Origin of the sequence: Chthonomonas sp. (assembly GCF_035294505.1) — a bacterium.
Lineage (GTDB): Bacteria > Armatimonadota > Chthonomonadetes > Chthonomonadales > Chthonomonadaceae > Chthonomonas.
In genome coordinates this window covers 1-17,799 of sequence record NZ_DATGKU010000022.1, presented here as the reverse complement: position 1 = coordinate 17,799, position 17,799 = coordinate 1, and the positions used below count along the sequence as shown (strand labels likewise).

General features: G+C 55.9%; 12 protein-coding genes. 2 read left to right on the top strand and 10 right to left on the bottom strand.

All coding sequences use genetic code 11. From position 1 onward, the window contains the following. Positions 1 to 2,689: excinuclease ABC subunit UvrA (gene uvrA, locus VKV18_RS00760; protein ID WP_324202319.1), on the top strand; the 2,689-nt coding region annotated here is incomplete at its 5' end. A 133-nt stretch (positions 2,690 to 2,822) separates the two neighbouring features. Here uvrA and VKV18_RS00755 read toward each other — a convergent pair. Further along, a complete protein-coding gene (locus VKV18_RS00755) occupies positions 2,823 to 4,055 on the bottom strand; it encodes a glycoside hydrolase family 57 protein (protein WP_324202318.1) in 1,233 nt (410 codons plus the stop codon). A 116-nt stretch (positions 4,056 to 4,171) separates the two neighbouring features. Here VKV18_RS00755 and VKV18_RS00750 point away from each other — a divergent pair, with 116 nt between their 5' ends. Continuing rightward, complete coding sequence (locus VKV18_RS00750; protein ID WP_324202317.1) at positions 4,172 to 6,898, top strand: hypothetical protein; 2,727 nt, start codon at positions 4,172 to 4,174, stop codon at positions 6,896 to 6,898. Here VKV18_RS00750 and VKV18_RS00745 read toward each other — a convergent pair. The 9 genes from VKV18_RS00745 to VKV18_RS00705 all read right to left on the bottom strand — a co-directional run. Continuing rightward, positions 6,895 to 7,104 carry a hypothetical protein gene (locus VKV18_RS00745; RefSeq protein ID WP_324202316.1) on the bottom strand — a complete coding sequence of 70 codons (210 nt, stop codon included), beginning with the start codon at positions 7,102 to 7,104 and terminating at the stop codon, positions 6,895 to 6,897. The two genes, VKV18_RS00750 and VKV18_RS00745, sit on opposite strands and share 4 nt — an antisense overlap. 224 nt (positions 7,105 to 7,328) lie before the next feature. Further along, the gene (locus VKV18_RS00740; protein ID WP_324202315.1) at positions 7,329 to 10,676 is read right to left on the bottom strand and encodes a glycosyltransferase; all 3,348 of its coding nucleotides are present in this window, start codon (positions 10,674 to 10,676) and stop codon (positions 7,329 to 7,331) included. A 10-nt stretch (positions 10,677 to 10,686) separates the two neighbouring features. Next, positions 10,687 to 11,958, bottom strand: a complete 1,272-nt coding sequence (locus tag VKV18_RS00735) for a DegT/DnrJ/EryC1/StrS family aminotransferase (protein WP_324202314.1) — start codon at positions 11,956 to 11,958, stop codon at positions 10,687 to 10,689. Between the two features lies 1 nt (position 11,959). Beyond that, complete coding sequence (locus tag VKV18_RS00730; protein ID WP_324202313.1) at positions 11,960 to 13,006, bottom strand: alpha-ketoacid dehydrogenase subunit beta; 1,047 nt, start codon at positions 13,004 to 13,006, stop codon at positions 11,960 to 11,962. Continuing rightward, complete coding sequence (locus tag VKV18_RS00725) at positions 12,981 to 13,946, bottom strand: thiamine pyrophosphate-dependent dehydrogenase E1 component subunit alpha (RefSeq protein ID WP_324202312.1); 966 nt, start codon at positions 13,944 to 13,946, stop codon at positions 12,981 to 12,983. The genes VKV18_RS00730 and VKV18_RS00725 overlap by 26 nt, the downstream gene beginning before the upstream one ends. 30 nt (positions 13,947 to 13,976) lie before the next feature. After that, positions 13,977 to 14,930 (bottom strand): NAD-dependent epimerase/dehydratase family protein, encoded by a 954-nt coding sequence (locus tag VKV18_RS00720; protein ID WP_324202311.1) that lies wholly within the window; start codon positions 14,928 to 14,930, stop codon positions 13,977 to 13,979. 10 nt (positions 14,931 to 14,940) lie between these two features. After that, positions 14,941 to 16,017, bottom strand: coding sequence for a kinase (locus VKV18_RS00715; RefSeq protein WP_324202310.1), 1,077 nt, complete (start codon positions 16,015 to 16,017; stop codon positions 14,941 to 14,943). Positions 16,018 to 16,032: 15 nt separating this feature from the next. Continuing rightward, positions 16,033 to 16,992 carry an NAD(P)-dependent oxidoreductase gene (locus VKV18_RS00710; protein ID WP_324202309.1) on the bottom strand — a complete coding sequence of 320 codons (960 nt, stop codon included), beginning with the start codon at positions 16,990 to 16,992 and terminating at the stop codon, positions 16,033 to 16,035. Between the two features lie 398 nt (positions 16,993 to 17,390). Further along, positions 17,391 to 17,799 (bottom strand): hypothetical protein (locus VKV18_RS00705; RefSeq protein ID WP_324202308.1); only part of this gene is annotated, 409 nt, incomplete at its 5' end.

The following is a 17,799-nucleotide window of genomic DNA, read 5'->3' as shown; positions in this document are numbered from 1 at the left end:
GGAAAGCCTCTCGGCCTATGCCCGCCAGTTCCTCGGCCTTCAGGAAAAACCGGATGTAGACCAGATTGATGGGCTTAGCCCCGCCGTTTCGATTGACCAAAAATCTACCAGCAAGAACCCCCGCTCCACCGTGGGCACGGTAACGGAAATTTACGACTATCTGCGCCTCCTGTTTGCGCGAATCGGCGTTCCTCACGACCCGAAAACCGGCCAGCCTCTCAGCAAACAATCTATCGAAGAGATGATAGACCGTGTGCTTGCTTTGCCGGAAGGCAGCCGCGTGCAGATTCTCGCCCCCATAGTGCGTGGGCGGAAGGGGGAGTACCGCAAGGAGCTAGAGGAGATTCGAAAGGAAGGCTTTACCCGCGCCCGCATTGATGGGGAGACGGTGGACCTCAGCGAGGAGATACCCTCTTTAGAGCGCTATAAGCAGCACACCATTGAGATCGTGATAGACCGTCTGGTCATTCGAGAGGGTATTCGTACGCGCGTTGCCGACTCGATGGAGCAGGCTCTAAAGCGTGGCAAGGGCGTTGCTGTGGTTCAGGTGCTGGCTCAAGAGGGGCAACCGGAGCAGGAGTTGCGGTTCAGCGAGAAGTTTTCGTCGGACGAAGAGGGCTTCAACTTTGACGAGATCGAGCCTCGTCTCTTTTCCTTCAACTCGCCCTATGGCGCCTGCCCGGAATGCCATGGGTTAGGCTTTATGAAGGAGTTCGATCCTCAGCTTATTGCACCCGATCGCAGTCTCTCTATTAATCGTGGGGCGCTTCGGCCTTTCACGCCAAAATCGAGCACAGGCGGCCTGCACGATTACCAACGAAGCCTGTTTGAGGCCGCGGCGCGCCGACTCGGTTTCACGTTGGACACGCCTCTTAATGCACTCTCCGAGTCGCAGTTTCATGCGCTCATGCACGGTGTGGAAGGCAACGTTACGGTGGAGTTTCGCAATCGGTGGGGGCGGGTTCGCCATTTCGACACCGAGTTCCCCGGTGTTATCCCCATGTTGGAGAGGCGGCTGCAAGAGACAAGCAGCGACCTCGTCCGTGAGGAACTGGAGCAGTATCAGAGTGAGCGACCCTGTCCCGCTTGCCAGGGCAAACGTCTCAAACCCGAAGCCCTCTGCGTGCTTGTGGGTGGCAAAAACATTGCGGAACTGTGCGCGTTGCCGTTGGATAAGTTGCAGGCCTTTTTCGACCAGTTGACTCTTTCAGAGAGAGAGGCGATGATCGCACGCCAGATTATTCGTGAGATCAAGGCGCGACTGGGGTTTCTGTTGAACGTCGGGCTGGAGTATCTCACACTGGATAGAAGCGCGCGTACTTTGGCGGGAGGGGAGGCCCAGCGTATTCGTCTTGCAACCCAGATCGGCTCGGGCCTTATGGGGGTGCTCTACATTCTCGATGAGCCTTCCATCGGCCTGCATCAGCGAGATAACACGCGATTGATCAACACGCTCAAGAGCTTGCGCGATCTCGGTAACACGGTGCTTGTGGTGGAGCACGATCAGGAGACGATGGAGGCAGCCGACTGGATTATTGACATCGGCCCCGGCGCCGGCGAACATGGTGGGCAGATAGTGGCGCAAGGAACGATTGAGGATATTCGCTGTCACCCTACCTCTATCACCGGTCAGTACCTCAGCGGCCGCCGTCGCATTGCCGTGCCCGAACAGCGACGTGCTCCCAAAGAGGCCTGGTTAGAGCTGATCGGCGCTCGCCAGCATAACCTCAAAAATGTGACGCTTCGCGTGCCACTGGGTCTTTTTGTGGTGGTAACCGGGGTAAGTGGCAGCGGTAAATCTACCCTTATTCAAGAGACCCTCTACCCGCTGCTCATGCACCATATCTACGGTACACACGCCGTATGGGGGGCGTACGAGGCGATTCGCGGTTTAGAGTTTGTGGATAAGGTTGTGGATATTGACCAAGCGCCCATCGGACGCACGCCCCGCTCTAATCCCGCCACCTACACAGGCGCCTTCGATCTTATTCGCGATCTCTTCAGCCGCACGCCGGATGCGCGAATGCGCGGCTATGAGCCGGGCCGCTTTTCTTTCAATGTGAAGGGAGGGCGCTGTGAAAACTGCAGAGGAGACGGCATTCTCAAGATCGAGATGCAGTTTCTGCCGGACGTCTATATTCCCTGTGAGGTTTGTAAAGGCAAACGCTACAACCGCGAGACTCTTGAGGTGAAGTATCGTGGAAAATCCATTGCCGATGTGCTCGATATGACGGTTTCGGAAGCCCTCCAGCTATTTGAGAACCTGCCACCTTTGGTGCGTAAGCTCAAAACGCTGCACGATGTGGGGTTGGACTATATTCGGCTCGGCCAGCCGGCCACCACACTTTCCGGCGGGGAGGCTCAGCGCGTAAAGCTCGCCACCGAATTGGCGAAAAGGCCCACCGGCCGTACCATCTACATCCTTGATGAGCCGACCACCGGGCTTCATTTCGCCGATGTGGAGAAGCTTATCGGTGTGTTGAATCGGTTGGTAGATGCGGGCAATACCGTTCTGGTTATTGAGCACAACCTCGATGTCATCAAAACGGCGGACTGGATTGTGGATTTAGGGCCGGAAGGAGGCGATGCCGGTGGGCGCATCATTGCCGAAGGCCCACCGGAGAAGGTGGCCGAGGTTCCTGAAAGCCACACCGGTCGCTACTTGCGTAAGGTGCTTGGGTTGGATTAGGTAGCTTAGCTGTCGCTTCTACCATGTGCGTTTAGATACATTTCGAAGAGAGAGAACTTAAGGAGGCGAGAACGCCTCCTTTATTTTTGTGGGGTTTGGCAGCAGCAGATGGCTTTATAGATGGGCAGATGGGTCAGGAGCCTTGCTCGACATAGCGTTCTGCCCGATGAAGCAGGTCACTCAAGGCGGTTTGAAGGCGTATGAAGGCCTCAAAGAGGGAGCCATAGGCGCTAAAGTACTGGTGGACATCCCCGTCACTTAGGGCTTTTGTTGAAAGATAGTAGAGATGGTCGCTTGTCTGCAACAGGCGCCAAATGCGTAAAAACTCTGGGTGGCCTGTGGCACGAATGGGCGCCTCCATGCGTTTGATCTCTTCAAAAGCAAACTGTTGCATTTCGTTGCCTAGCCAGGCGGAGGTGTCGCGCTCTTTATCGGCCCATGAAATAGTTGCGAAATCGTGCACGTGGATGGTGCCCACGCGAGGCAGACGGCGAATGGCCTCTGTGGGCGTTACAAATTCGAGTTGCGGGTGACGTTTAATTGCTCCGGGAAGATTGCGCAGAAAGTCGAAGATGCCTGTATCGGCCCAGATGTGCTCCCCGAAAGCCTCGTAGTCCATGGCCAAAAGCACGTTCATGTCGGTGTTGGTAGAGAGCCAAAAGGCGAACTTTTCGGCATCTAAAGGCCACTGGTCCCAGTGGCGGTTTGGAAAGCGATAGGCAATGTCATCGGAAAGGCGATAGTTCCGTAACAGAACGGGCAGGCCACAGGGCGCCTCGTAGACGAAATCCGGCGAGCGCCAACCCTCTAAAACCCAATCCACCCCTTCTGTAATGATGCCCTCATAGCCCATCTGCTGCACATGCCAGGCCACCGTATCGTTGTAAAGGCACTCCGTGTTGCGAAAGACGGTGGGACGCCTGCCGAATAGGCGCTCGATGGTATCGGCGTGAAGCCGGCACTGCTCATGAAACTCCGTTCTATCTCCAGGGAAGAGACTGCTTAACGAGTGGTAGTAGGTCTCACCGGTAAATTCGACACAACCGGTGGCTGCAAGCTCTTGCCAAAGCGCAATAACACCTGGATCGTAACGTTGAGCCTGTTCTAGGAGCGTGCCCGAAAGTCCAAAGGCGAATTTAAACGGTTTTTCGGTTTCCCTATGTTCACGAACAAGCTCTAACAGTATCCTTGAAGCTGGATAGTAACATTTTTCGGCCACTCGTTGAAAGATTTGGCGGTTTAGGGTGTCGTCGAAATAGGTGTCATAAAACTCCTCGGGTGCCAGATCACGACGTGGGCTGCGCTGTTCGTAAGCGCTAAGACGAAACGGCTGATGTGCGAAAAAAAAGAAGGTGACTAGCGTCACAGGCCTCTATTCCTTTCTGAAAGAGCAGAGCAGGCAGGAGAAACGTCTTTCCCCATGTAAGTATATCTGGAACACCGCACAAATACTACTAGACCCCTCTTCAGGAGGTTTTACCAATGCTCGGTACAGACTGCTTCCAAGTGTTACTAGGTAGATTCGACCTCTATCTCTTCCTCTGTCTTCTGTTCGTTGGGACGGGGCTTGTCGCCAAAGCGGAAGCTCAAGAGATCGTACGTTTCGATCTTCGCCAAAGTCAATATGCCTGGCAATGGCAGCCGACCCACGATATTGCCGGTCTCTCGCAAACTCCCGAAGGCTTGCAGATACGCATTGGTGGGGAAGACCCCTATCTCTTCGGCCCTGTTTTCGACTATCCCCCAAACCAGCCGCTCTGGTTTTCCATCCATCTCTATTCGGAGCAAGGCGGTGTCGGGCAGCTTTTTTACTTTCCGGCCGGCACCACACCCACCGAGCCAGCTTCCGTTCGGTTCCCTGTTCCCGCAAAACGGTGGGATACACTGCGGATGCCGGTTCCTCCGCTAGGCCCCCGTTATCAGATTCGTTTCGACCCGCCGGGCGATCAAGGCAGTTGCACCGTGGCCTGGATGGCTTTTGAAAAACGAGCCATCCTTCAGCCACCTTCATGGCCGCGCCCCACAGTGCCGGTTCTTTCGCCAAAGGCTCTCCGTCTTCTAAGCGGTTCCTTAGAGCTGTTGCAAAATCCCGATCAGATGGGCGACTTTGTAGTGAGGTTTCGAGGCGAGACCATGGCCGCCGGCGATAATCAAGCCCTGATCGGCTATATGGAGAACGGTGAGGCCCGTTTTATCCCTCTCAAGGGTACCACCTCTGTGCAAAAAGAGGAAGGTGCTCTCATGGTACACACTACCCTGCAAGACCCAGACGGTGCCACATGGAGGTTTCGCCAAACGTTTTCTGCTGCTGCGCCCAACCTTATTCAAGTGGATGTAGAGGTCAATGTCAACCGGCCCCGCAACGTCGTTTTCCTACCTGTCTTTCTGCTTTTTCCGGGGCTGGGCAGCTTTGGGGAACACAAGACTCAGGCGCTCTTTCCTGGACTAGAGTACCTCGGGCCGGATGAACCTTCCAGCAGCCAAGCGGATATTCGCGGCCCGCAGGCCAATCGTCAGGTGCCGGATACCGAGAAGATAACTTTCCCGCTGATGGTGGTGGTTGCCCAGCACCGCTGGATCGCCCTCTCCTGGCAGATGGAGTCGAACGTGTGCGCTCTCTTCGATACGCCAGATAGGCAATTTCACTCCGGCGCACAGGTAATGGGGATTCTCTGCCCCGGCTCTAACGGTCTTAATCGCGAGGAGGGAAGTCTGCTTCCATACGATGGCGTTACCCTTTCACCAGAAAAGCCCTTCCATGGTACGGCCTACATTCTCTGTGGCGATGGGCAGACCGTTGTTCCGGCCATTCAACGCTACGTAAGTCTCTGGGGACTGCCTCACCTGCCGGATGCGCATCTCGATTGGCAGGGCTGTCTTCACTTGGCTGCAGCGGGGTGGCTCCATTCCGGCATTGTTGAAGGAGATAGGTTGCGCCATGCATACCCCAACTTTGGGCCTCAGCCCGTCGCCGATGCGCCCACTATGATGCTCTATGCGGCAGTGCACGGAGCCGATACCACCCTGGCCCAAGAGCTTGAAGCGGGAGCCAAGCGCTATCTCTCTGCTGTGCCTCCGCAGGATTTAAACAGTGCGGGAATAGGGCATGTTCACTTTCCTGTGCCTTCTCTCGTTTTTGGGCATGTGATGGAGAACGCCGACACTGCGGCCGCAGCAGCCCGCAACATTCTATCACAATTTACACCGGAGGGCACCATCCTCTACAATCCACCGCCCCATGGGGAGGATTTGGCGAGCACCAACCCCACACGTACTGCAAACGGGCTTACAGCCGGCGTGGTGGTAAACCTCCTCCAGAACGCAATTGCCTCCGGCGATCCCACGCTCATCGGTCTCGCGCTGCAGCATCTGCGCGCTCTTGAACAGTTCGATAACACGGTGCCTAGAGGGGCACAGTCGTGGGAGGTACCGCTGCATACGCCCGATATTTTGGCGTCTGCTCACCTCGTTCATGCGTTTGTGCTTGGTTACATGCTAACCGGAGATAAAGCGTTTCTCGAACGCGCCAAAGCGTGGGCGTGGACGGGGCTTCCTTTCGTCTATCTCTACAACCCTACCGGTCAGGCCGTTGGTCCTTATGCCACTCCGCCCGTTTTCGGAGCAACGCATTGGGTTGCTCCAAACTGGATGGGCCTACCGGTGCAATGGTGTGGCCTTGTCTACGCAAGCGCCCTCTATCAGCTGGCCCCGTTTGATCCCAAAGGTCCATGGCGGCAGATCGCCGACGGAATCACGATCTCCGGTATTCAACAGACCTGGCCGGTTGGCTCCGACCCATTACGACAGGGGCTGCTGCCCGACTCTTTCAATCTGAAAGGCCAAATTCGCAATGACCCGGCCATTAATCCCTGCACCCTCTTTGCAGAACTTCCCTCTCTCTTCCGTAAAACGCCGCTCTATTCACTGCGTGCCTTTCCAAAACACCATCTGCTGTTGCAAGCACCAGGAGCGATAGAAGCGGTGCGGGAGACCAGCAACGAGGTGATCTGTGAAGTGAACGGTTGGCCAAAGGGAAGATACTATGCGCTTGTGAGTGGGTTTCAAACAAAGCCAGAGGTGTTGGTTAACGGCAAGCCTGCACAGATGGGCACCACAACTTTCGACCAACCGACAGGAAGGTTGGTCGTCGCGTTAGAGGGAAAGGCCTCATTAACGATAAGAGTTGGGGCACAAAGTGCAAAGCGCTAGCGATTAGAGGGCGGGCTAGCGGCGCGTTTCTCTATTTCCTCCAAAAGGTGGGCTTGAACCAGCATTCGCAACTCGGCCAGAGCCGCAAGCATCTTATCTACATCACGGCGTGGGCTGGCCGGGTCGTCTTGCCAGTCGCGGAGCGCACGCTCTGCACGCTTAAGGGCATTTGCTGCCTTTTGGGCGGGAGTTAAAATAGATCGCATGGACAACTCACCTGCGCATTTTATCGAAATAGGACGGAATACATTATACGGCGTTCTTTTCAAGAGCGCAAGCATATATTTGTCTAGCAGAAGGGGGATGGGCTATCCACGACCGTAGGGGTAGGCACAGGACCTACCCCTACAGATGCCTATCCTCCCTCATGTCCGCGTAGCTCGCAGGCTGCTGTGAGAAGCTGCTGGGCTTTAGACCGAGCGGAGTGTTGCTATAACGGATACTCGATAACAACGGAGGGATTCTTCATGCCCAAACGGTCTAGCTCTTGCTGAAGAATTGGAGCGACCACGCGATAATCATGGTGCTGTTTTAGAAACAGACGCGCCTGCTCTCCCCGTGCATCCGCCTCGGTTGGATTCTCGAAAGCGGCACGCATCTGCCGGCTGAGGTCGGCCACATCAATATCAATCCAACGCCCTTCGCGAAGCCACGGCTTCTCTAGAGCCGCCACGAAGTTCACGGGCGTTTCCGTGGCCTGTACCGGATAGCCCGTCTCCTCCGAAAAAAGCTCCTGCATGGCACCCCAAGACGGCGCGATCACCGGGCGGCCATAGGCCATGCTTTCTATGGCCGAACGTTTTATGTCGCTCGTTCGTGCCACCGAGACAAAGCAGTGACACTCACGATAAAGCGCCTGCAGGTTCTCCGGTTCCAATGGCGTCGTCTGCAACACGATGCTAGGGTGGGGGCGGGCGCTCAGCATAGGAAGGAGGCAATGGGCTAACTCCTGTCGCATTCGTTGGGCGGTGTTTTCCTGCAGGGCAAAGGGATGGAGCACCAGCGCGACATCCTCCTCCGGTCGAAACGCCTGAAGGAAGGCGCGGACGAGCGTCTCCCAGTCATTTGTGCGGCTCCATTCAAAGTGCGCGAGAAAGTTAAAGCGGCGCATGCCCTTCAACACCGAGGTTTGTGAATGCCCACGTGTCTTCGGCCGATAGCGATCTAAGTTAACAGCAAATGGAACTATGCTTACTTTGTCGGCCGCTATACCGACTTCGAGTAGCCTCTCTCGGTGAAAGGAGGTGGGCACCCAAATACGGTCGAGCTTTTGGCAGGCACCAATCCATGCCGAGGATGGAAGTAGCGTTGGCCATTGCGGTCGTCCTATGTGAATAGCGGCTTCTACAGATGGCTCTTCATCGGGGGCGAATGTTATATGCAGGTCGGCTTTGGTCACCCCCTCCTCGAGCAGATGCGCTTTGATTAGAGCTGCCTCAAGCAGAGAATATTGAGGCGCTTGGGAACTGCAGGGGCGCACGCATAACTTAGGAGTTATGCCGGCCTGCCTCCAGGCGAAAAGCAGGGCATCTGGAGCCTCTCGCATTTCAGGGAGGGTTTGAAACTGGGGGGGTATGGCCTTTTCATGGGGTTGGGAGGCGAAGAAATAGGGTGCGAGAGGGCGATCTCGGTGCTCCACGCACAATGCCGGTTCCGAAGGCGAGGCCACCGTCGTTCCCTCTTGAAGTTCGGCCAGCCATTGGACGAAACGCGGCCAGCCGTTGGGATACCAGGCGTTGTTCGGCAGATTCCCACCGGCAAGGAAGGCAATGGTGGACAACCCGAATCGAAACTCGCGATTCATCGGATGATTCAGCGTGCCCCAGCGTAGACAGTCAACACTTTCTGCCAGCTCTCCCCTTTCAATACGCGCCAAAGCTTCGGAATAGAGTTGCAGAGGGTCTTGCGTTTCTATGGTGTGTATCCAGTCGTGCGTACGTCCCTCTTTACGACGATAAACCCAGCGGCCTAGCGAGGTATAGGTAGCATCGGCGTGGTAAATAAGGCAATCGGAGAGATGGCCTATGGAGTAGCCCATAGCTCGACAGCGGCGAGAAAAGTCTATATCCTCTTCTTCGCCCACTTTTAGATGGTCGTTCCAGCGCACCATCCGGGCGACTTCCGCGCGCATGAGGGAGGCCCCGCCTGTGGCGTAGATGTCGTGATCCTCTTCCCCTTCACAGAGAATCATTTGGCCGCGTTGTGGTGCCTTTGTAACACGATCCCAATAGCGCGTACCGTCCGGCATCCGCACCTGCATGGTGAGCACGTCGAACCGATCGGGGCCTTTTAGGAAACCAGCATACCACTCAGAATCCAGGAGACAATCGTCGTCTAAAAAGACGAGGGTCTCGTAACGCGCTCGATCAACACCGCAGTTTCGCATGGCTCCTAGCCTGCCTTGTGCGGCGAGGTCTGGGCAGGGAATAAGCGTAACATCTCCACCCTCGAACAGAAGCCCTTCGCAGTTTCCGCAGATCAAAATCTCGTATTTGGGGATGTGCTGCTTGCGAATGCTTTGAACGATCAGGGCGATGAGATTTTGCCGTTTGCCTCCGGTAATTACGATAAAAGAGAGTGCGCTTTTATCGGCTTTGCGTCCATCTGGCAGGAGAAGCGATTGGGGGCTTGCCTTGCTCCAAGGTTGTTGCACCAAGTTGGGCGGCAGAAGTTCGGGCAGTGTGCGCACTACAGGATGGCGTAGAGTTCCAACCGCAAGATTTTGTGTTTGCCCGTTGGGAGTTGATCGAACGGCATTAAGGTTTTGTAAGGCCAGAGGCACACCAAAGAGCGCAAGCTTTTCGAGCGTTGCCGTGGCCTCTTTCATCTGGCCGCTCAGCCATGCGAGAACCGCCAAATTGTTTAGTAAAATAGGGTGGTCCCCTATAAGGGTTCTTGCCTCCTCGTATAGGGACTGTATCCATCCGATTTCTGCAGGGACACTCGAGGCGACGAGCAGAGAGCGCGCATAGTCCATGAGAGCGGCTGCACGGGCAAAGGCATCGTTTTTCCATTCGGCGTTCAGTCCGGGGTAGATGTCTTCAAGAGGGATGGTGGAACGATAGCGGCGGAGCACCTGCAACGTCTCTTTGGTGCATGCATCGTTGCCGCTCATCGAAAGGCCTCCTGCCCGGAACAGCCCCAAAATCTCCGGCAGGTGGTAGGCTCCGCAACCATGCGCGATTCGCAAAAACAGGTCGTAATCTCCCACCACCACAAGACTTGGGTCGAAGAGGCCGACTTTTTCGTGCACCTCACGTCGCCACATAGGTTGGGGCCCGAACATAGCGTACATAAGCGCTTGACGCAGGCTATATTCCGGCCAGCGAAAAACGGCGTGGGCGTTGTTGTTGGCAAAGGTTTCGTTCTCACCGTTCGTAATGAGGCTATCGGCGTAGACAAGCCCTACATTGGGATGGGTTTCAAGCGCTTGCACCATTTTCTCAAGGGCATCGGGCCGATGCCGGTCATCGGCACAGGCGAGTGTAAGATAGCGTCCACCTGCCACCTGAATGCACCGATTGAGCGCCTCATGAGCGTTCTCTCGATGGTCTACATAGATGGAGACGATATTGGGGTAGCGACGCATATATTCGGCGAGGAGGGACTGTTCATTTTGGGGCGAGGCCGTGTTGCAGAGCACGATTTCGAGGTGCGGAGCCAGAGTCTGTGCTTCGAGGTCTTCTATGAGGCCTGGCAGAAACCGTGCCGCATTGTAGAGCGGCACCAGAGCCGATACCAAATAATCCTGTTTCTCCCCACTTCGTTGTATCTGCATGGTCTTTTCCTTAGTTGCCCGAAAGCGAGTTTAGCAGCGCGCACAGTTGTTCGATCTTCTGGCGTTCAAGAGAGGGGTAGTTGCCGATGTAAAAACCGTAAAAGTGGATATGATCGGCCTCTGGGTAGTCGTGCCAGATGCCGCGGGGGACGATATTTTCTAAATAAGGCTGGCGCAGCTGGTTCCCTCCTCCGGCCGTGCCTCGGCGGAACTCCACCCCGTGAGCGCGCAGCGTGAGCATGACGTTGGCGCAGAGCGCCTCATCGGGTTCACGTAATACAAGCGTGAGCGCGTAGCTGCAGCTACCCTCCGTACGGAACTCGGTAAAGTACTTTTTGGGGTCGAGGTTTTCTAGAAAGATGCGCAGGTTCTCACGTCGTTTTTCGTTGTTTTCGTCGAGGCGTCGAAGCTGTGAGCGGCCGATGACGGCGTTGATTTCGGTTGGCCTCACGTTATAGCCGGGGTAGGCGAATATGAAATCGGGGTTGAGATCGGGGTGGCGCCGACTATAGCTGTGGCGCCAGTTTCTTGAGTGAGCTTCGCGCACCATGCCATGCGAGCGCAGCATTCGCAACATCTCGTAAAGCTCCTCGGAGTTGGTGGAGATCATGCCCCCCTCGATGGTGGTAAGATGGTGCGCATAATAGAAGGAGAAGTTGCTCATAAGGCCAAAAGTGCCTAATTTGCGTCCCTTGAAGGTGGCGCCATACGACTCGCACACATCTTCGATGAGAGGAATACCGCGCTGCTCTAGTTCATCGAGCAGCTCGTCTGTGAGCGCATTATAGCCGAGCACATGGGTGAGAAAGACGGCGCGCGTGTTTGGCCCTAGTTTCTGCAGAACTTGGCGGGTGTCCATACCGAGGGTATGAGGGTCAATATCCACAAAAACGGGGGTAAAACCGCATTGTAGAACAGAGGCGATGTCGGAGACCCAGGTAATGGTGGGCACGATGACCTCACCAGGCCCTTTCAGCAGACGCAATGCCGTCATCGTGAGCAAGTTAGCCGACGCGCCCGAGTTCACCATAACGCTATAGCGAACACCGAGCCAACGCGACCACTCTTCCTCGAAGGCCAAAACGTGCTCTCCATGCGTCAGCTTGGGGTCTTCCTGCTGCAGCAGTGCAATGACGGCGTCGAGATCGGCACGTGTTAGGTTGTTCTGCATGAGCGGCCAGTTTAGACGGGAGGCCACAATGGCAGCTGAGACCGAAGCAGGGACGGGTGTTTCGCTCGCTAGGAGGCGTTCTTTGGAACGGTAGTTCGGTTGGGCGGTCATGTTAGAAAGGTCCTTTGAATTGAACGAGTTCGGGTGCTTCTATTTTTTCCGGCATCCAGTCGTGGGCTTCCCCACGCACAAGACGTGCGGCCGTGGCAGCGATGGTTTGCGGGTTTGGATAGAAGAGTTCCTCAAGAACCGGTGTCGTAGGGCACGGAACAGGCTGGTAGCCCATGCGCGCAAACCGAAAATCTTGTACGCCCTGCAGTCGCTCGGCCACCTGAGTCACTATCTCTGCACCGGCGCCGCAGGATGTCCACCCCGTATCTACAACAAGAAGCTTTCCGGTTTTTCGCACCGATTTTACAATGGTTTCGGCGTCTAGGGGGCTTAGCGACACGGGGTCTATGACCTCGGCTCGGAGGCCTATTTGAGTCAAACACCGTGCAGCTCGAAGGCACTCTACCACCATGTGCGAGATGCCGACCAGAGTGATATCGTCTCCCTCCTCCAGGATGCGTGCACGGCCGAATGGAACCGTATAGCTCTCTTCCGGCACATGGCCTTTAAGGGCATGCACCATGCGATGCTCCACGAAGATCACCGGATTGTCGTCGCGGATGGCCTCGATGAGAAGCCCCTTCGCATCGTAGGGGGTGCTTGGGGCCACCACTTTTAGCCCGGGAATATGCATGAAGAGGGCGTGAAGCCCTTGCGAATGTTGTGCTCCTTGCCCCCAACTGCGCCCGATGACGCTACGCACCACCAACGGCACATGCAGCGAGCCACCGAACATATAGCTGCTTTTGGCGGCGATGTTGATGAGTTGGTTCATACAGAGCAGGAGGAAGTCCATGCGAATATGCACATGGATGGGGCGCATTCCGGCAAGGGCGGCGCCGATGGCCACTCCGGTCATCCCATCTTCGGCCAGGGGGGTATCGAACACGCGGTCTGCGCCGAATGTCTGCGCCAGTCCTTTCGTGGTGCCGTAGATACCGCGAAAATCGTCCACGCCTTGTCCCAAAACCAGCACCCTGGGGTCGCGTGCCATCTCCTGTTCGGTGGCCTCACGAATGGCCTCAGCGCACGTTAACAATCGCTCCATGTTGCACCTCGTGGAAGGTATCGGTAAATAGTTCTGATGGGTTAGGCCAGGGCGACTCTTCGGCGAAAGCGAAAGCCGTCGCAATCTCCTTTTCGACTTCCGTCTCTAAGGCGCAACGTATCGCAGGCTCTAGCTGTTGGGCCAGCACGCGCAACGGGTCTTTCTCCTGCCATGGCTGTAACTCATCCGGCGAGCGATAGCCGGCATGGAAATCGTCTCCTGGCCCCACATGCTCTTTCCAACGGTAGGTAAGGCATTCAAGAAAGTAGGGGCCGCGCCCGCGTCGTACGTACTCGACGGCCTGTTGAGCCGTTTCATAAAGGCCGAAGATGTCGTTGCTATCGGCTTTTGCAGTTGGCAGGCCGTAGGAGCCGGCCCAGGTGCAGAGGTCTGGATTGGCCTGTCGCGCTTGCTGACGAGAATGGATCGCATAGCCGTTGTTCTCACAAACGAAGAGCACCGGCAGACGCTTTAAGGCAGCGAAGTTGAGGCTTTCGTGCGCGGCACCTTCCTCGGTGGCCCCGTCTCCAAAAAAGCTGGCCACAATGGCGTTGGACCTGCGTACTTTAAGGGCATAGGCATAGCCTACCGATTGGGGTAACGAGGTACCCACCACTGCAGAGGCGCCCATAACCCCCACTTCGGCATCCACCAGATGCATCGAGCCGCCTTTCCCTTTGGCGCAACCGGTGGCTTTGCCGTAAAGCTCGGCGATCATGCGATTCAAATCGCCGCCCTTGGCAAGGTAGTGGGCATGCCCGCGATAGGTCATAAACACCACATCTTCCGGCTGAAGCGCCTCGCATACAGCTACAGCGATGGCCTCCTGGCCGATAGACAGATGGCACGGGCTTTTGATCTTATCGGTGGGGTAAATCCGAGCGATCTCCTCTTCGACACGGCGTATGCGATAGAGCGCGCGATAGAAACGCACCAGCATCTCTAAAGATTTCTCCTTCATTTTCACATTCTAAGCCACTTTGCGCTGCTCGCCGGAGAGCAGCTCTAAGAAGTGGTGCCACATCTCTTGCAACCCCTCGACCAATGTGCGCCGCGGTCTCCACCCCATCTCACCCAGGATACGCCCATCAAGCGCCTTGTAGGGAGCACCGTCCGGTCGCGAGGTATCGAAGCAGAGGCGTCCTGTGTAGCCAACCACCTCGCCGATTTTTTCGGCCAGCTCACGAACGCTATACACTTCGCCACCTCCGATATTCACCGGCTTCCCTCCCGCGTAGCGCTCCGTTAGCAGCACAGCCGCCTCGGCCGCGTCATCCACATGCAGCAGCTCGCGTTGTGCGTTGCCTGTGCCCCAAACTTGCACTTCCGGCAACTGCATCTGTTTCGCCCAGCCAATGCGGTTTAGCAGGGCACCTACGACATGGGCGCGTTCAGGGTCTAAGACATCTTGAGGGCCGTAGAGGTTTGTGGGGATCACGCCGAAGAAATCGGCGCCGTACTGCCGATGAAATGCCTCACAGAGTTTCACTCCGGTCAGTTTTGCCGTGGAGTAGAACTCGCTGGTCGGTTCCATGGGGCCGGTCATCAACATCTCCTCACGTGCCGGCATGGGGCACTCTCTCGGATAGATGCACGAGCTTGCGAAGTAGAGCAGCCGCTTTACCCCAAAGCAGTGCGCCGCCGGAAGGATATTGGTGATCATCTGAAGATTGTGTGTCATAAGGTTGGCCGGCTGACGTTTATTCAACCCGATCCCGCCGGAAAGCCCTGCCGCAACGAGAACGACGGTGGGCCTAAAGCGAGCTAGCAGCATCTCCACATCGGCTGGGTCGGTGAGGTCTATGCCTGTGGGGTCGCCCAAACAATGGGTATAGCCGGCTCGTTGAAAGGCTCTTAACAGTGCGGCGCCTAGGAACGTATCGGAGCCGGCTATCCAAATCTTTGTGTGTTTATCTAGGTTCATAGAGGTTTTCCTAAGCAGCCTGTGGCGGCGTGGTGACGGCTAGCTCCTCAAATTCGGTGAGCGGTTGCCGCATTCGTTCTTGCTCCACGATGGCGTAGTCGGTTTCTGGGTCGAAGTAGATAATGCGACTGCCGGAGAAGTCGAAGTGGAAAGGCACGTGGATGAGGTTGGCAAGTGCCTCTTTCACGGCAGGTTGCTGTTCTGGAGGCACGAAGAGCAGGAGAAAACCTCCTCCTCCGGCCCCGGTGATTTTTCCACCGAGAGCCCCTGCCTTGCGTGCGGCCTCATAGATGGCGTCAATGCGCGGGTTGCTCACCGCATTGCTGAGGGAGCGCTTTAGCTCCCAACCCTCGTGCAGCAACTCGCCGAACTCTTTAAGGTCGCGCTGGCCGGTTAATATAGAAAGGCCCTCCTCGACGAGAGCTTTCATAACCCGTAACTGCTGTTTTTTGGCGCTGAGATGTTGCACATAGGTCTCGGCCACTTGAGCAGCCGTGCGTTTTACCCCCGTGTAAAACAGCATAAGGCTCGCGTCTAACTCCGCGAGTCGTTCTGGGGCGAGGGTAACCGGTCTCACGAGAAATTGACTGTCCGGTAAAAAGGTGATGTGATTAATGCCTCCGTAGGCGGCCATAATCTGGTCTTGGCAGCCGACCGTCTCTTTCAGGCGCTCCTGTTCAACTTCGATGGCCTCTTGGGCTAGCTGCTGTTGTGAAGCGATCTGTCCCATGAGGGCATGAAGGGCGTTCAGCAATCCCACGGTGAAGGCGGAACTGGAGCCCATGCCGCTACGTGCCGGCAGATCGCCATCGTGTTGAATAGAAAGGCCTCGTTCTATCTGCAAAAACCGTAGGACCTCTCGCACCGCCGGATGTTCAATGGCGTCCACTGTTGTTGTGCTCTCGGTTCGCGCATAGACCACCCGATAGCGAAAGTCGAAGAAAGGGGGAAGATAGCGACAGCAGAGATAGCAGTATTTGTCAATGGTGGCGGCAAGCACGGCGCCGCCGTAGGTGCGAAACCAGGAAGGATAGTCGGTTCCTCCACCGAAAAAAGAGATGCGATAGGGAGTTCTACTGATGATCATGATAGGTTCTCGCCGTTAGATATTCCTAAAGGGTCGTCGCCCCAAAAGCGCGTAGGCTTTCAGCAGCTCTTGAATGCCCTCTTCCAGGCCTCTTTTAGTCTCAAAGCCCATGCGCCTGAGCTTTTCGCTGGAAACGATGTAGTTGCGCTTATCGGGGTCGGAGCCTATTTCGGAGCAGACAATATGAAATTCGGGAACGAACGCCTTCACTTTTAACGCCAGCTCGTATTTGGAAAGGTTGGCGCTGTCGAGGCCTAGGTTGTAGGCTTGCCCCACCATCCGGTCGGCATGCTCTAAACAGAACAGAAAGCCATCGGCCACATCGCGAATGTGCACGTAGTTGCGCTTGAAGCCTGCTTCGAAAAGCACAAGGTAGCGATCGGTAACGGCCGCATAGACGAAATGGTTCACGAGGAGGTCGAGGCGCATTCGCGGCGAGGGGCCAAACACCGTGGCTAGGCGTAGAGAGATGGCGTTTGCGCTGGCCAGCAGCTCCGACTCGGCCTCCACTTTGGTGCGTCCATAGAGGGAGATAGGTTCGAGAGGGGTATCTTCTGTACAGAAGGTCTCACCGGATTTAGTGCCATAGCCGCTGTTGCTGGTGGGCTGGAGGAAGAGTTGCTGAGGACTACGAAGGCGATTGAGCTGTTTTACGGCCTCGAAATTGACCTCACGCGCCAACCAAGGGTCGCGATCACAGGCTGGGGCGCCCACGATGCCGGCGAAGTTGACGATGGCATCGGCACGACGTAGAAGCGAGCACATGAGCTGCTTGTCGCGTATGTCGCCTTGGACGAAATCGAAGTTTGGATGACTGCAGAGATGTAGAAGGCTAGGTTGGTTGTAGAGTAGGTTGTCTACTCCTACAACATGATAGCCCGCTTGCAGGGCTTGCTCACAAAACACGGCTCCTAGGTAGCCCGCTGCTCCGGTAACGAGGAGGGAGCGTCTCAGCGGAATGTCGTTTGCGTTCAAGGCCGATGCCCTCTTCCTTGGGTCAGTTTATCGCTTCATCCTTTTTCTTTTATCGGAAGACGGCAGGCCTTTTTGCAGGGGGAGGGTGTGCTTGTGACACTCCGTAGCCGTTAAAACGGCACGGCTTCTTGGGGCAGTAGGGGCGGGTTTGAACCACATGTAGGGGCGGGTTTCAAACCCGCCCCTACTATCCGGTCGTATCGCGCAATCAGTCCGTGTACCAGTTTATTCAGAAGGAGAGGCGTCTGTAGGGGTAGTTTGTGCCCACCCTACCATGTTCGCGTAGCTCGTAGGCAGCTGCGCGAAGTCGTTAGACTTTTGACCGGGTGGAGTGTCACATTAAGAAGTCGGTGTCTTTAAGGTATCTCCAACTACAATTCCCGTTGAGAGGTGCTGGGCTATTTGAGTGATGTAAAAAAGGGTACAGGCCATTCAATAAGCATAACACGTCCGGTTGCTGCGTCCACGTCTACCTCGGTTGTATACTGTAAGGCATTCAAGGGCACCGGTTTCCCATGAGCCATTTGGTCGAAATCTACAACCCAGCATAGATGGAGACGAAACCGATGAGGGCTTCGCTCTACAGCCGCATAGCATAAATTCATACGTGTTATTGTTAATTCGCTTGTTCCTGGCTGTATGATGTTACGTGGAGGTACTCTTCCCCCGGGTGGAGCGGTTCGTATGAAGGTATGACCTTGTGTAATGGCCTGTTTAAGGGCTTCTAGAGCGCTTTTAGCCGCCTGGTCTTTGGTAATATGGACAACTGGAGGGTCTATACGCAGGCTTCCTGGTGCGGGGGGATAA

Coding starts and splice junctions, on each gene's coding strand:
- VKV18_RS00745 (WP_324202316.1), bottom strand. CDS start 7,104: ATGCGATCTATTTTAACTCCCGCCCAAAAGGCAGCAAATGCCCTTAAG.
- VKV18_RS00740 (WP_324202315.1), bottom strand. CDS start 10,676: ATGCAGATACAACGAAGTGGGGAGAAACAGGATTATTTGGTATCGGCT.
- VKV18_RS00730 (WP_324202313.1), bottom strand. CDS start 13,006: ATGGAGCGATTGTTAACGTGCGCTGAGGCCATTCGTGAGGCCACCGAA.
- VKV18_RS00750 (WP_324202317.1), top strand. CDS start 4,172: ATGCTCGGTACAGACTGCTTCCAAGTGTTACTAGGTAGATTCGACCTC.
- VKV18_RS00725 (WP_324202312.1), bottom strand. CDS start 13,946: ATGCTGGTGCGTTTCTATCGCGCGCTCTATCGCATACGCCGTGTCGAA.
- VKV18_RS00715 (WP_324202310.1), bottom strand. CDS start 16,017: ATGATCATCAGTAGAACTCCCTATCGCATCTCTTTTTTCGGTGGAGGA.
- VKV18_RS00735 (WP_324202314.1), bottom strand. CDS start 11,958: ATGACCGCCCAACCGAACTACCGTTCCAAAGAACGCCTCCTAGCGAGC.
- VKV18_RS00720 (WP_324202311.1), bottom strand. CDS start 14,930: ATGAACCTAGATAAACACACAAAGATTTGGATAGCCGGCTCCGATACG.